This is a genomic window from Bradyrhizobium sp. NBAIM18, assembly GCF_020193825.1.
GTDB classification, from domain to species: domain Bacteria; phylum Pseudomonadota; class Alphaproteobacteria; order Rhizobiales; family Xanthobacteraceae; genus Bradyrhizobium; species Bradyrhizobium yuanmingense.
In genome coordinates, this window is sequence record NZ_JADYVO010000014.1 from 45,313 (window position 1) to 59,713 (window position 14,401).

Annotated in this window: 15 protein-coding genes; 1 reads left to right on the forward strand and 14 read right to left on the reverse strand. The window is 64.9% G+C overall.

Annotated features, from left to right (window positions below):
• Positions 1–8 precede the first annotated feature (8 nt).
• From I6F17_RS26040 to miaA, 6 genes are all read right to left on the reverse strand, one after another.
• A complete protein-coding gene (locus I6F17_RS26040; RefSeq protein ID WP_225131729.1) occupies positions 9–884 on the reverse strand; it encodes an EamA family transporter in 876 nt (291 codons plus the stop codon).
• Between the two features lie 49 nt (positions 885–933).
• A complete protein-coding gene (locus tag I6F17_RS26045; RefSeq protein ID WP_225131730.1) occupies positions 934–1,629 on the reverse strand; it encodes a class I SAM-dependent methyltransferase in 696 nt (231 codons plus the stop codon).
• Between the two features lie 3 nt (positions 1,630–1,632).
• Positions 1,633–2,175, reverse strand: coding sequence for an acetolactate synthase small subunit (gene ilvN, locus I6F17_RS26050; RefSeq protein WP_018640841.1), 543 nt, complete (start codon positions 2,173–2,175; stop codon positions 1,633–1,635).
• A gap of 23 nt (positions 2,176–2,198) precedes the next feature.
• Positions 2,199–3,170, reverse strand: coding sequence for a threonine dehydratase (locus I6F17_RS26055; RefSeq protein ID WP_225131731.1), 972 nt, complete (start codon positions 3,168–3,170; stop codon positions 2,199–2,201).
• Positions 3,171–3,174: 4 nt separating this feature from the next.
• Positions 3,175–4,950 carry an acetolactate synthase 3 large subunit gene (locus I6F17_RS26060; RefSeq protein ID WP_225131732.1) on the reverse strand — a complete coding sequence of 592 codons (1,776 nt, stop codon included), beginning with the start codon at positions 4,948–4,950 and terminating at the stop codon, positions 3,175–3,177.
• 327 nt (positions 4,951–5,277) lie between these two features.
• Positions 5,278–6,219: a tRNA (adenosine(37)-N6)-dimethylallyltransferase MiaA gene (miaA, locus tag I6F17_RS26065; protein ID WP_225131733.1), complete on the reverse strand. Its 942-nt coding sequence runs from the start codon at positions 6,217–6,219 to the stop codon at positions 5,278–5,280.
• An 11-nt stretch (positions 6,220–6,230) separates the two neighbouring features.
• Here miaA and serB point away from each other — a divergent pair, with 11 nt between their 5' ends.
• Positions 6,231–7,136, forward strand: coding sequence for a phosphoserine phosphatase SerB (gene serB / locus I6F17_RS26070; protein ID WP_225131734.1), 906 nt, complete (start codon positions 6,231–6,233; stop codon positions 7,134–7,136).
• Positions 7,137–7,279: 143 nt separating this feature from the next.
• Here the strand turns inward: serB and I6F17_RS26075 are convergent, their stop codons facing one another.
• The 8 genes from I6F17_RS26075 to I6F17_RS26110 form a co-directional block, all read right to left on the reverse strand.
• On the reverse strand, positions 7,280–8,797 hold the full coding sequence (locus I6F17_RS26075; RefSeq protein ID WP_225131735.1) for a Do family serine endopeptidase: 1,518 nt from the start codon (positions 8,795–8,797) through the stop codon (positions 7,280–7,282).
• A 144-nt stretch (positions 8,798–8,941) separates the two neighbouring features.
• Positions 8,942–9,148 carry a DUF2065 domain-containing protein gene (locus I6F17_RS26080; protein ID WP_036037455.1) on the reverse strand — a complete coding sequence of 69 codons (207 nt, stop codon included), beginning with the start codon at positions 9,146–9,148 and terminating at the stop codon, positions 8,942–8,944.
• A 72-nt stretch (positions 9,149–9,220) separates the two neighbouring features.
• On the reverse strand, positions 9,221–10,117 hold the full coding sequence (locus tag I6F17_RS26085) for a protease modulator HflC (protein ID WP_036037453.1): 897 nt from the start codon (positions 10,115–10,117) through the stop codon (positions 9,221–9,223).
• Positions 10,114–11,250: an FtsH protease activity modulator HflK gene (gene hflK / locus I6F17_RS26090; RefSeq protein WP_225131736.1), complete on the reverse strand. Its 1,137-nt coding sequence runs from the start codon at positions 11,248–11,250 to the stop codon at positions 10,114–10,116. Before hflK ends, I6F17_RS26085 begins: the two co-directional genes overlap by 4 nt.
• A 153-nt stretch (positions 11,251–11,403) precedes the next feature.
• Entirely contained in the window at positions 11,404–11,913 is a 510-nt protein-coding gene (locus tag I6F17_RS26095; protein ID WP_036037449.1) for a dihydrofolate reductase, read from the reverse strand.
• Positions 11,913–12,398: a GNAT family N-acetyltransferase gene (locus tag I6F17_RS26100; protein WP_036037448.1), complete on the reverse strand. Its 486-nt coding sequence runs from the start codon at positions 12,396–12,398 to the stop codon at positions 11,913–11,915. Before I6F17_RS26100 ends, I6F17_RS26095 begins: the two co-directional genes overlap by 1 nt.
• 6 nt (positions 12,399–12,404) lie before the next feature.
• Complete coding sequence (locus I6F17_RS26105) at positions 12,405–13,199, reverse strand: thymidylate synthase (protein ID WP_225131737.1); 795 nt, start codon at positions 13,197–13,199, stop codon at positions 12,405–12,407.
• Between the two features lie 173 nt (positions 13,200–13,372).
• The gene (locus I6F17_RS26110) at positions 13,373–14,353 is read right to left on the reverse strand and encodes a tripartite tricarboxylate transporter substrate binding protein BugD (protein ID WP_036006574.1); all 981 of its coding nucleotides are present in this window, start codon (positions 14,351–14,353) and stop codon (positions 13,373–13,375) included.
• Positions 14,354–14,401 lie beyond the last annotated feature (48 nt).

A 14,401-nucleotide genomic window follows, 5' to 3' on the forward strand; every position in this document is an offset into this window, starting at 1 on the left:
CATCACCCTCACGCAGTCTTCGGTAGAACTTGCGGGCGCTTCGCCAGCACCATCACGGCGATCCCAAAGATCACGGTCAGCATGCCGGCGAGGCGCAGCGGCCCGAACCGTTCGCCGAACACGATGCTGGAGGCCGCCGAGCCCACGAACGGCACCAGCAGTGCGAACGGCACGACTTGCGCAGCCGGATAGTCGCGCAGGAGGCGGCCCCAGAGCCAATAGGCAATACTGGTGGAAATGCCGCCGAGCAGCAGCATGCAGAGCGCTGACGCGAGCGACATGTGCGTCAGCGACGTCCAGGTCGGCGCCGGTCCGTTGGCGATCAGCGCCAGCACGAACAGCGGCACGGCCGAGGCGAGGCAGAGCCAGGCGAAGAGATCGAACATCGGCACGCCGCGGGCGCCGCGCAGCAACAGATTGCCGATGGCGAAGCTGAGCGGCGAGACCATCAGAACCGCGAAGGCGCCGACGCTGAAATCATAGCCGACGGTGCCGCAGATCATCAAAAGGCCCGCCGCGGCAACGACGATCCCCAGAGTCTGCACCGGCGTCGGCCGCTCACCGAACGCGAGCGCGGCAAAGCCGATCGTGAACAGCGCCTGGCTCTGCACCACGACGGAGGTCAAACCCACCGGCACGCCGTGGGCGATACCATAGGCCTGAGACAGGAACTGACCCAGGAACAGCGTGAAGCTGATCGCAATCAGCAGTGACCAGGCGATCTTCGGCTTGGAAATGAACAGGCACGGCACCGCAGCGATGGTGAAGCGCAACGCCGTCATCAGCTCCGGCGACAGCTCGTCGAGCGCGATCCGGCTCGCCACGAAGGCAAGCCCCCAGATGATCGCCACCATGACGGCGATGAGGATGTCGGCCGGCTTCATTGTTGTTTCCGGTTCTGCTTTGTCTCGCAGCCCTGTTTGTTGTTCTGGTCTAGCCTTGCTCGCCGGCTTTCGGTTTCCGCAGCAGATACGTGCCGTGCATCGGCGCGTGGTAGTCGGCCGCGACCAGGGCGAAGCCGACGTCGGTCAGCATCCGCTCCATCACCCAGCCGAAGGTGGAATATTCATCGCGCATGTGAGTCACCACGCCCTCGCGGGAGAAATCGTGGTTCTTGATCTGGAAGTCGGCCCATTGCTCGACGTCACGCTCGATCGCGTCGGGCATCGATGAGTAAACGATGTCGCGGAGATAAAATGTCGCCCCGGGCTTGAGCGCGCGAAAAATCCGCGACATCGCCACCGCCTTCCAGAAATCCGGCAGGTGGTGCAGCGTGAACTCGCTCACGATGAGATCGTAGGATTCCGGCCGGTAGGCGAAGCTGAGCAGGCCGGCGGATTGGGTGCGCACGGGCGCCTTGCGGTCGCGGGCGTAGATCTCGGCGAGCGCCAGCATGGCCGGGGAAATGTCGATGGCGTCGACGTCGGCCCCCATCAACGCCGCTTCGGTGGCGAGCACGCCGTTGCCGCAGCCGATATCGGCGATGCGCCAGCCGCGCTGGACCCCGAGCATCTTCAGCGCGGCGCGCGCGCGCAGATCGGCATCGTCATGGTTGTCGTAGATCGAGGCCACAGCGGGCTCGATCCCCATCCGGTTCCGCTCGTTGTAGTACCAGTCGCGCGCCAACATGGCTCACATCCCTTCAGGCCCGCGACCTATCGCGGCAACACCCGTGCGCGACACCTCGACGAGGCCGAGCGGGCGCATCAGATCGATATATTGATTGATCTTGTCCGTATTGCCTGTGATCTCGAACACAAAGCTCTCGGTGGTGGCGTCGATCACACGGGCGCGGAACGCATCCGCCAGCCTGAGCGCCTCGACCCGATGCTCGCCCTGCCCGCGCACCTTGACCATCGCCAACTCGCGCTCGATCGAGCGCTTGGTCTGGGTCATGTCGACGACCTGGTACACCGGGATCATGCGGTCGAGCTGGTTCTTGATCTGCGCGATCACCATCGGCGTGCCCGTGGTGACGATGGTGATCCGCGACAGATGCTTCTGGGCCTCAGTCTCCGAGACCGTGAGGCTCTCGATGTTGTAGCCGCGCCCCGAGAACAGGCCGATGACGCGCGCGAGCACGCCCGGCTCGTTCTGCACGAGCACCGCAAGCGTATGCGTCTCGTTGGGATCGTGACGGTCCTCGATGAAATAGGCGGATGCGGGCTGGTTCATTGTCGTCCCCTCTTGTCTCTCCGTCACGCCGTCGCCGGCGCGTCCGTCCCGACCCAACGGCGGAACAGATCGAAATCGATATTGCCGCCGGACAGCACGAGACCGACGCGCTTGCCCTTCAGCTTGCTCTTTTCCTGCAGCGCCGCCGCCAGCGCGGCAGCTCCAGCGCCTTCGGCGAGATTGTGCGTGTCGGTCCAATAGGCGCGGATCGCGAGCGCGATCTCATCGTCCGTAACCTGGGCGATCCGCGAGGCGCCCTTGCAAACAAGCGCAACAGCTTCCGCGTCCGGAAAGCGTGTCGCCACGCCATCGGCCAGCGTATCACTGGTCTCGGTCGTTACGACCTTGCCGGCCGCGAACGAAAGTGCATATGACGGCGCCTCGGTCGATTGCACACCGATGATCTCCGTCTTCAGGCCCAGCAAGTCGCGCACCAGGATGCAGGCGCTGATACCGGAGCCCTGCCCGATCGGAACGTAGAGCACGTCGAGATCCGGCACCGCGCGGAACAGTTCCAGTGCGTAGGTCGCCACCCCCAGCACGAGGTCAGGGTGGAACGACGGCACCATGTGCAGGCCTTCGAGCTGCGCGCGGCGCCCGGCTTCTTCGCGCGCCAGCTGGAAATCGTCGCCGTGCTCGACCAGATCGGCGCCGAACGCGCGCATGGCATGGTTCTTCTCAACCGAATTGCCTTTTGGCACATAGATCACGGCGGGCACGCCGTGACGCCGCGCCGCGAAAGCAAGACTCTGGCCATGATTGCCGCGGGTGGCCGAGATGATGCCCGGCACGTTCGGCCGCTCTCGCTTCAGCCGATCGAGGTAGACCAGGCCGCCACGCACCTTGAAGGCGCCGGTCGGCGTGTGGTTCTCGTGCTTGACCACGACCGCGGTGCCGAGCCGGCGGCTGAGCAACGGCCAAGCATGCGCCGGCGTCGCCGGCACCGCCTGCCCCACGATCGCATGTGCGCGCTCGAGTTCGTTCAGGTCGAACATGGCGTCACACCAACGCCTTGCCGCCGGCGAATGCCTTCGCGGTCGCCTCGTCGTTGGCCTGCTCCGGCAGCAGCATCTCGTTGTGGGCCTTGCCGGAGGGGATCATCGGGAAGCAGTTTTCGAGCGCCGCGACGCGGCAGTCGAACAGCACCGGGCGCTTGACCGAGATCATCTCCTTGATGGCGCCGTCGAGATCGGCCGGCTTGTGCACCTGAAGCCCGACGGCGCCGTAGGCCTCCGCGAGCTTGACGAAATCCGGCAGCGCTTCGGAATAGGAATGCGACAACCGGTTACCGTGCAACAGCTGCTGCCACTGGCGCACCATGCCCATGTACTGGTTGTTCAGGATGAAGATCTTGATCGGCAGCTCGTACTGAACCGCCGTCGACATCTCCTGCATCGTCATCTGCACCGAGGCATCGCCGGCAATGTCGATGACGAGGCTGTCGGGATGGGCCACCTGAACGCCGACCGCGGCCGGCAGGCCGTAGCCCATGGTGCCGAGACCGCCCGAGGTCATCCAGCGATGCGGCTCCTCGAAGCCGTAGAACTGCGCCGCCCACATCTGATGCTGGCCGACCTCGGTCGTGATGTAGGCATCCTTGCCGCGCGTCTGCTCGAACAAGGCCTGGATCGCGTGTTGCGGCAGGATGACGTCGCTGCTCCTCTTGTAATAGAGCGAGTTGCGGGCGCGCCATTGCGCAATCTGCTGCCACCACGACTTGATGTCGGGCTTCTTCGCCTCCGCCTTGAACACCTGGAGGATGTCGCCGAGGACGTTGCCGCAATCGCCGATGATCGGCACGTCGACGCGGATGTTCTTGTTGATCGAGGACGGATCGATGTCGATGTGGATCTTCTTCGAGCCGGGCGAAAACGCATCGACGCGGCCGGTGATGCGGTCGTCGAAGCGCGCGCCGACGCACAGCATGACGTCGCAATCATGCATGGTCATGTTGGCCTCATAGGTGCCGTGCATGCCGAGCATGCCGAGCCAGTTCTTGCCCGACGCCGGATAGGCGCCGAGGCCCATCAGCGTCGAGGTGATCGGGAAGCCGGTGACCTCAACCAGCTCGCGCAACAGCTGGGTCGCCTCGGAGCCGGAATTGATGACGCCGCCGCCGCTGTAGATCACGGGACGCTTGGCGTTCGCGAGCAGCGAGACCGCCTTGCGGATCTGCGTCGCATCGCCCTTCACGCGCGGCGCGTAAGAGCGGTGCACGTCGGACTTGCGCGGGGGATGGTAGGTGCCGGTGGCGAACTGCACGTCCTTGGGAACGTCGACCAGCACCGGGCCCGGACGGCCCGAGGTGGCGACGTAGAAGGCCTCATGCAGCACCTTGGCGAGATCGTTGACGTCGCGCACCAGCCAATTGTGCTTGGTGCAGGGACGCGTGATACCGACGGTGTCGCATTCCTGGAACGCGTCGTTGCCGATCAGATGCGTCGGCACCTGGCCGGAGATACAGACCAGCGGAATGGAGTCCATCAGCGCATCCGTCAGCGGCGTCACCATGTTGGTGGCGCCGGGGCCGGAGGTCACGAGCGCAACGCCCGGCTTGCCGGTGGAACGCGCATAGCCCTCGGCGGCATGGCCCGCGCCCTGTTCGTGGCGGACCAGGATGTGCTGGACCTCGCTCTGCTGGAAGATCTCGTCATAGATCGGAAGCACCGCGCCGCCGGGATAGCCGAAAATGTCCGTCACGCCGTGATCGATGAGTGCGCGGACGATCATCGCGGCGCCGGTCATCTGGTTCGGATCGTGGCTCTTGTCGCTCATTGGCTTGCTCCGGATGCGCTGTTGTCAGCGGCTTCATTCGTGTCGGGTTCGGGAAATAAAAAAGGCCCTGAAGAGGGCCCATGCACACCGCCTGTCATGTGGATGGCAGCTAGCCACCCCCGGCGGTGTGCCTGGGTACGACGGCGATAAGGAGTTTGGTAATAATGTTACGCATGACGGCGCTCGGCTTCCCAAAGGTTGCGCGAAACATAGCGGCCAAACCTTGGATGTCAAGGCAATGCGGCCGTTCCCGCGCGATTTTGGCAGTGTAGCGGTGTTCCCCGGGTTCGGCGAGAGGTAAATTCGGGAACCCGGCACAAAAGCGCGTCAGTCGGTGCGCCGTTCCGCCGGCACGGCCGCGGCGAGCCATCCGCTCGCTTGCTCCGGCCTCACCCATTCGAAGTCCGGCAGCTGGTGCCGGAACCAAGTGAATTGCCGTTTGGCGTAATGGCGGGTATCGGCGCGGCCAATGCTGGCGGCCTCCTCCAGGCTGAGCTCGCCGCGCAGGTGCCGGATCAAGGATGGCACGCCATGGGCCTTCATGGCCGGCAGCAGCGGATCAAGATGCCTGGCGGCGAGCCGCTCGACCTCCTCGAGCGCGCCGGCGCCCAGCATGGCATCGAAACGGGCATCGATGCGGGCATAGAGCTCGTCACGCTCGGGCGCGAGGAAGACCGCGCGAAATCTGTCCTTGGGCAATAGCGGTGGCTGTCCCTCCCGCTGCCAATCGAGCAGCGAACGGCCGGTTGCCTCGATCACCTCGAGCGCGCGGGCAATGCGGGTGCGGTCGCGCAGGTTCAATCGCTCGGCCGCGCGCGGATCGCGGACTGCGAGTTCCGCGTGCAGCGCTTCGACGCCGTTCCGTTCCAGCCGCGCGCGCACATCCTCGCGCAGCTCGGCGGGGATCGGCGGCACCGCGGAGAGACCTGTGGTCAGCGCCTTGAAATAGAGCCCGGTGCCGCCAATGAAGATCGGCAGCTGTCGCTGCGCACTCGCCTCGTCGAGCGCCTTCGCCGCATCGCTTACCCAGGCACCGGCCGAGAAATTCACGGCGGCATCGACGTGGCCATAGAGACGATGCGGCACGAGCGCCTCGTCCGCCGCGGTCGGCCGCGCCGTGATGATGCGGAGGTCACGATAGACCTGCATGGAATCGGCATTGATGACGACGCCGCCGGCGGCACGCGCAAGCTCCAGCGCCAGCGCCGACTTGCCGCTGGCGGTCGGGCCTGCGATAAGCACGGCCTTGCTGGAATACCCCTCGCTCACGAAAACCTCAAATGTCCCTCGTCGCCACGCTGATCTGCAACCCTGACAATCCCGCGCTCGACTCGACCATCGTCGATGGCGCCCGCGCCGTGCTGCCGCAGGCGGCGCCCGCGCACTGGCTGTTCGACGGGGTTGCGGTCGACATCCCCTTCGGCGCGGACAGTAACCTCGAAAGCGACCGCAACGCCATCGAGCAGCGGCTCCGCGAGCTCCGCGGCGATTTGCCCATCGACATCGTCGTGCAGCCTGTCGGCTTCCGGCGCAAGAAGCTTTTTCTCGCCGACATGGATTCCACCATGATCGGCCAGGAATGCATCGACGAGCTCGCCGATTTCGTCGGGGTCAAGGCGCATGTCGCTGCCATCACCGAGCGTGCGATGCGCGGCGAGATCGAGTTCGAGCCGGCGCTGCGCGAGCGCGTCGCGCTGCTCAAGGACCTGCCCGCCAGCGCGGTCGACGAGGTCCTGGCCAAGCGCATCACGCTGACGCCGGGCGGCCGCGAGCTGGTCGCCACCATGCGTGCGAACGGCGCCTATACCTGCCTCGTCTCCGGCGGTTTTACGTTGTTCACGCGCGCGGTCGCCGCCAAGATCGGTTTCCAGGAGAACCGCGCCAACGAGCTCGTCGTGCGCGACGGCAAGTTCACCGGCGAAGTGAAGGAGCCGATCCTGGGCCGCGCGGCGAAGCTCGCGACCTTGGTGGACCTGATGGAATCGTTCGATCTCGACGACATCGACTCGGTCGTGGTCGGCGACGGCGCCAACGATCTCGCGATGATCCAGGCGGCGGGTCTGGGCGTGGCGTATCACGCCAAGCCGGCGGTGGCTGCCGCCGCGGCCGCGCGGATCGATCACGGCGATCTCACCGCGCTGCTCTATGCGCAGGGGTATCGGCGCGAAGAGTTCGTGGAGGGGTAAAGCCTCCCCTCTCGCTGTCATTGCCCGCGAAGGCGGGCGATCCAGTATTCCAGAGACAGCGAACTAGAACCGAGAAGCCGCGGCGTACTGGATGCCCCGCCTTCGCGGGGCATGACAGTTGAGTGTGGGGCGAACAGCGCCCCTTACTGCACGCTCAGCGCGACGAACCGCAGCTCGCCCTCGCCGTTCGAGACCAGCAGCAGCACCGATTTCTTGCCGTCCTTCTTGAGCTGATCGACCCGCTTCTGGATGTCGCCGCCACTCGACACCGCCTCCTGCGCCACCTCGACGATGACGTCGCCGGCGGACAGGCGCTTCTCGGCGGCATCCGAATTGGCGTCGACATTGGTGACGACCACGCCCTTGACGCTGTCCTTGATCTTGTAGCGCGTGCGCAGATCCTTGCTCAGCGTTGCGAGATCGAGGCCGAGCGCCTTCTGCGTCACCGGCTTCTCCGGCGCCGGTTCGTCGGTCTTCACCGCTGCCTGCACCTTGTCGGGATCCTGCAGGCGGCCGAGCGTGACCTTCTTGATCTCTTCCTTGCCCTTGCGGATGATGACGACGTCGACCTCCTTGCCGACCGCGGTGTCGGCGACGACGCGGGACAGGTCCTTCGGGTCCTTGACGTCTTTGCCGTCGAACTTGACGACGACGTCGCCGGGCTCGATGCCGGCGGGCTTGGCCGGGCCCTTGTCGTCGACGCCGGCGACCAGCGCACCGCGCGCGGGCTTGATGTTGAGGCTCTCGGCGATCTCGTCCGTGACGCTCTGGATGCGCACGCCCAGCCAGCCGCGGCGCAGCTCGCCGAATTGGCGGAGCTGGTCGACGACGCCAACCACTGTCTTCGACGGCACGGCGAAGCCGATGCCGATGGAGCCGCCGGACGGTGAGATGATCAGCGTGTTGACGCCGATGACGTCGCCATCGAGGTTGAACAGCGGGCCGCCGGAATTGCCCCGGTTGATGGACGCGTCGGTCTGGATGTAGCTGTCGTATGGTCCCGACGAGATGTCGCGGTTCTTGGCCGAGACAATGCCCGCCGTCACCGTGCCGCCGAGGCTGAAGGGGTTACCAATCGCGACCACCCAGTCGCCGAGCCGCAGTTTGTCGGAATCGCCGAACTTCACCGCGACCAGCGGCTTCGTCGGCTTGATCCTGAGCACGGCGAGATCGGTCTTCTTGTCGACGCCGACCAGCTCGGCCTTGATCTTGGTGCCGTCGTTGAGGATGACGTGGATCTCGTCGGCATCCGCAATGACGTGGTTATTGGTGACGACGACCCCCGCCGTGTCGATGATGAAGCCGCTTCCGAGCGAGTTGGTCTTTCGCGGCGCGTTGTTCTCGCCGCCTTTGCTGCCGCCGCCGGGGCCCCGGCGGTTCTTGAAGAAATCGTCGAAGAACTCTTCGAAGGGTGAACCGGGCGGCAGCTGCGGCATCGAGTTGCTGCCCCCGCCCTTGGCTTCGACGTTCTGCGAGGTCGAGATGTTGACGACCGCGTCGATCACCTTCTCGGCGACGTCGGCGATGCCATCCGGTCCACGCGCATGAGCCGGCGCGCCAAACGCGCCGCAAGCACCGATGGCGAGCGCAACCAGCCCAAGTCGAACACCAAATCGCGCGCGGCGGCGCGAGCGGGACGGGGCAATGGTGGCAGCAGTCATTGTGATCTCCAGGCAAAAGGGATTCGGCGCCAGACTGCGCTCTAACGGGGGCGCGGCGCAAGCGCGGAGCTTAACGGGCCTCAAGAGCCCGATAATACGGCGAAAACCAGTCTGGCGCCTTCACTTTGGCGTTGGGCCGAAGGCCTAAATCGGGCGCCGCATAACCCAGATCAGGACCAGGCCGGCCACGGCCGAGCCGATCCCGACCGCCCGCAGGATGTTGTCCGGCGTGGCGATGGCGCTTTTCATGGCTTTGCGCATCCAGTTTGGACTGGCCGCGAACATCAAGCCTTCGAGGACGAACAGGATGCCTAGGCCGATGAGGAAGTCGGCGACCGCAATGGACCTCATCGGAATGGAACCTCCCGCTATGCTGTTCTTGTCTGGACGAAGGGCGGCGAAATCCGCCGCCCTTTGTCTGGCTTACGGCTTCGCCTGCGTCTCGGTTGGCGTCCTGCCGGACGGGCTACCGAAGTACCGGAAGAAATCCGACTCCGGCCGGAGCAGGAAGCGGGTATCGTTCGCACGCAACCCGTTCTCATAGGCCGTCATCGACCGGTAGAAGGCGAAGAAGTCGGCGTCCTTGCCGTAGGCTTCTGCAAACAGGCGGTTGCGTTCGGCATCGCCCGCACCACGGGTCTGCTCAGCCTGCGAATTGGCCTCAGCGATGATGACGGTCGCCTCGCGGTCGGCCCTGGACCTGATCTCCTGGGCCTTCTGCCCACCCTGTGCCCGGAACTCGGCGGCCTCGCGCTCACGCTCGGTCTTCATGCGCAGGTAGACCGCCTGGCTGTTCTGCTCCGGCAGGTCGGCGCGGCGGATCCGGACGTCGACGACCTGAATGCCGTAGCCATCGGCCTCGCGGTCGAGCTGGTCGCGAATGCGCAGCATCAGTTTCTCGCGGTCGTCGCGCACCACGTTGATGAAGGTGACCTCGCCGAGCACGCGGCGCAGCGCCGCGTTTAGGAGTGTGGTGAGCTGGATGTTGGCGGCCTGGATCGAGCCGACGCTCTGATAGAAGCGCAGTGCGTCCTTGATGCGATAGCGCGCGAAGGCGTCGACCACGAGCCGCTTCTGGTCGGAGGCGATCGCCTCCTGCGACGGGTTCTCCAGATCGAGAATCCGCTTGTCGATGTTGATCACCGAGTTCCAGGGCGCCTTGAAGTGCAGGCCGGGCGCGGTGACGACGTCGACCGGCCTGCCGAACTGGAGCACGATCGTCTGCTCGGTCTGCTGCACGGTGAACAACGACATGTAGCCGACGATCACGACGAACAGGAGGGCGAGCAGCGTGACAAAACCTGTGACCGGAGACTTCATCGGGTGCCTCCGCTCGACTGCGGACCGGTCGTAGGTGTCCGCTTTGGCGCCAGTTCGGGAAGCGGCAGATAGGGCACGACGCCCTGGCCCGAGGGGCCACCGTCATAGACGAGCTTGTCAGCCCCGCCGAGCACGCGCTCCATCGTCTCCAAGTAGATCCGTTCACGCGTCACGTCGGGCGCCTTCTTGTATTCCTCGTAAACCTTCAGGAAGCGTGCACTCTGACCCTTGGCCTCGGCGACAGCCTGTTCCCTGTAACCTTCGGCATCCTGCTGGATCTTGGCCGCGCGTCCACGCGCCTGGGGGACAACCTGGTTGGCATAGGTCTGCGCTTCGTTCTGCAGCTGCTCCTGATTGGCGCGGGCCGCCTGGACGTCGCGGAAGGCGTCGATCACCTGCGCGGGCGGATCGACCTTCTGCATCTGCACCTGGGTGATCTGAATGCCGGCACCATAGCTGTCCAAAGTCCTCTGGATCAGCTCGTGCACATTCTGCTCTGTGACGTTGCGCGCTCCGGTCAGGATCGGCTGGATCTGAGACCGCCCGATCACCTCGCGCATCGCGCTCTCGGAGACCGCCTTCACGGTGCCCTCGGGGTTCTGGATGTTGAAGAGGAAGTCGCCGACACCGTCCGGCTTGATGCGCCAGAGCACGGTGAAATCGACGTCGACGATGTTCTCGTCGCCGGTTAGCATCAGGCTCTCTTCCGGCACGTCCCGGATCGAGCGGCCGCGCCGCGCCGGATCCTCGATCAGCGTCATGCCGATCGAGGTGGTGTTGACGCGCAGTGCCTTCGGCAGCAGCACGGTCTCGATCGGATAAGGCAGATGATAATTCAGACCCGGTTGCACGGTGCGAACATGCTTGCCGAAGCGCAGCACGACGCCGAGCTCTTCGGACTGCACGCGGAAGAAGCCCGACAGCAGCCAGAATGCGACGATCAGCAGGATGATCAGCGTGATGCCGATGCCGGAGAAATAACCGCCCGGCATGATCTGCTGGAGGCGGTCCTGGCCGCGCCGCAGAAGGTCTTCCAGATCCGGCGGCCTCGGCCCGACCGGTTGCGGGCCTGAGCCCCACGGTCCCTTTGGACCCGAGCCCCACGGGCCACCGCCCTGATTCTTCCACGGCATTCGACGTTCTCCTCGGCAGGGTGGAATTGCCACCGCCCGCTTTGTCCGGTCCGGCTTTATAGGGGACAGGCAAGTCCCTTACAACGCAGCCATGACCGTCTTCCGAGCTATGCTCGGGCACGAAAAAGTCAATGTAAACATTGGCAAAAGCGGTTAATGGCCGCGCCGCCGACGATATGTCACATAGGACAGGTCGGCGCTGTCGTCGGGGCCGGCCGGATGGCGGATGCGTTCGACCTCGTCCCATTCCGCCTTGTCGATGTCGAAATGCGTGTCCCCTTCGGGGCGCGCGTGCACTTCGGTGATCTCGAGACGATCGGCACGACCGAGCCATTGCCGGTAGATCTCGGCGCCGCCGATCACCGCGATCTCAGTGACCGAACGCCGCAGAGCGTCGCCGCGCGCGACTGCCTCCGCATCCGCTGGCGATCTCGTGACGATGGCGCCATTGGCGCGATAGGCCGGATCGCGCGTGACCACGATGTTGGTGCGACCCGGCAGCGGCCGGCGCAGGGTCTCGAAGGTCTTGCGGCCCATGATCACCGGCTTGCCGATCGTCAGCGCCTTGAAGCGCGCCATATCGGACTTCAATCGCCACGGCATCGCATTGCCCGCGCCGATGACGCCATTCTCCGCGATGGCGACGACGAAGACGATCTCCATCAGGCAGAGCTCCCGGCAAGCTGGGTCAGCGCAGGCCCCGTGACCCGGCACAGCGTCCAGTCGTCCATCATGACCGCGCCGATCGATTTGTAGAACGCGATCGAGGGCGCGTTCCAGTCGAGGACCGCCCATTGCAGGCGCGACCAGCCGTTGTCGACGCATTCCCTGGCGAGATAGGCCAGCAGCGCCTTGCCGAGGCCCTTGCCCCGATGCGACGGCCGCACATAGAGATCTTCGAGATAGATGCCGTGACGGCCGCTGAAGGTGGAGAAATTGAGAAACCACACCGCGAAGCCGACCGGCTCACGGTTCCACTCCGCGATCGCGCAATAGAGCTGCGGCCTCTCGCCGAACAGCGCGTCGGCGATGTCAGCCTCGGTCGCTTCGACCTCGTGCGACAGCTTTTCGTACTCGGCGAGCTCGCGGATGAAGGAGAGAACGAGCCCGGCTTCCTCGGGCCGTGCACGGCGGATGGTGAGCGACATAGGGCGCTAGACCGCCACTTCCGCCTTGATGTGCGGATGCGGATCGTAGCCGACGAGCTCGAAGTCTTCGTAGCGGAAAGAGAAGATGTCCTTTACCTCAGGATTGATCCGCATCACCGGCAGCGCGCGCGGCGCGCGGCCGAGCTGCAGCCTCGCCTGCTCCAGATGGTTGGAATAGAGATGAGTGTCGCCGAGCGAGTGCACGAAGTCGCCGGGCTTCAGGCCTGTGACCTGCGCGACCATCATGGTGAGCAGCGCGTAAGAGGCGATGTTGAAGGGCACGCCGAGAAACACGTCGGCCGACCGCTGATAGAGCTGGCAGGACAGCTTGCCGTTCGCGACATAGAACTGGAACAGCAGGTGGCAGGGCGGCAGCGCCATCTTCTCGACGTCGGCCGGATTCCAGGCGGTGACGATCAGGCGGCGGGAATCAGGCGTGCGCTTGATCATGTCGATGACATTGGCGATCTGGTCGATGCTGCGTCCGTCGGCCGTGGGCCAGGAGCGCCATTGATGGCCGTAGACCGGGCCGAGATCGCCATTGGCGTCCGCCCACTCGTCCCAGATGGTGACGCCGTTGTCGCGCAGATATTTGATGTTGGTGTCGCCCTTCAGGAACCAGAGAAGTTCATGCACGATCGCCTTCAGCGGCAGCCGCTTGGTCGTCAGCATCGGGAAGCCGGCCGACAAATTGAAGCGCATCTGATGGCCGAACACCGAGAGCGTGCCGGTGCCGGTCCGGTCGGTCTTCTCGGCGCCGTCGGAAAGAATCCGCTCGAGCAGGTCCTGATACTGGTGCATGTTGCGACTGAGCCTTTGGGGAGGCGGCGAACTTAGCGACACCCCCAGCGCTACGACAGCGGCGATTCGCTGTCGCCGTCGATTATACCCGGAAAAGTGAGTGTTCCCGGCACAAACGGCAAGGGGCGGAACTCAGCGTTCCGCCCCTCGCCTAGCGCCTTGATCGCCTTCGCTTAATTCGCCGGCTTGAGCACCGGGCTCCACTTCGCGATCTCGCTCTTGACGAGGGTCGCCAGCGCCTCCTGGGTTCGGTCCTTCGGCGCGGGGATGACGCTGCCGAGCTCGAGCAGGCGCTTCTTCACCGTCTCGTCGTCGAGCGCCTTGACGGCAGCGGCGTTCACGCTTGCCACGATCGCGGGCGAGGTTCCCTTGGGCGCGAACATCGCGTTCCAGGCCTGAGCCTGGAATGCCGGCAGGCCGGCTTCCGCCGTGGTCGGCACGTTCGGCAGCGACGGGTTTCGTTCGGCCGTGGCGATCGCATAGGCCTTGATGGTGCCGGCATTGATCTGCGGGACGGCGTTGACGATCTGGTCGCACATGTAGTCGACCTGACCCGCCACCAGCGCGTTCATCGCAGGTCCCGTGCCGTTGAACGGCACGCCGACGGGCTTGATGTCGAGGATGGAGTGGAGGAGTTCGCACGAGACGTGCGAAACCGAACCGACGCCTGCATGCGCGGCATTCACCTTCTCGGCATTCGCCTTCACATAGGTGACGAACTCCTTGAGATCCTTCGGCGGAAAGTCCTTGCGCGCCAGGATCAGGATCGGCGTACCGGCCAGCAATGCGATCGGCTCGAAGTCCTTCTCGGGGTGATAGGCCAGCTTCGGATAGAGCGGCACGGAGGCGGCATGCGTGCCCATATGCCCGGTGATCAGCGTATAGCCATCGTTGGCCGCACGCGCGGCACGCGTCGTGGCGGTGGTGCCGCCGGCACCGACCACGTTCTCGATGATGATGCTCTGCCCCAGCGTTTGCGCCATGTGCCCGGTGACGATGCGTGAGATCACGTCAGTCGGCCCGCCGGCTGCGAACGGGACGATCACGGTAATGTTGCGCGTCGGATAGGTCTGCGCCTCAGCCGTTGCGATGAAGGCGCCCAGCGATGCTATCGCTGCTGCACATGCGCCTGTAAGCGCGCGAATGAACGTCATGGCGATCCTCCCTTTGGACACAATAAAATGCCGGCCCAAAGGCCGGCA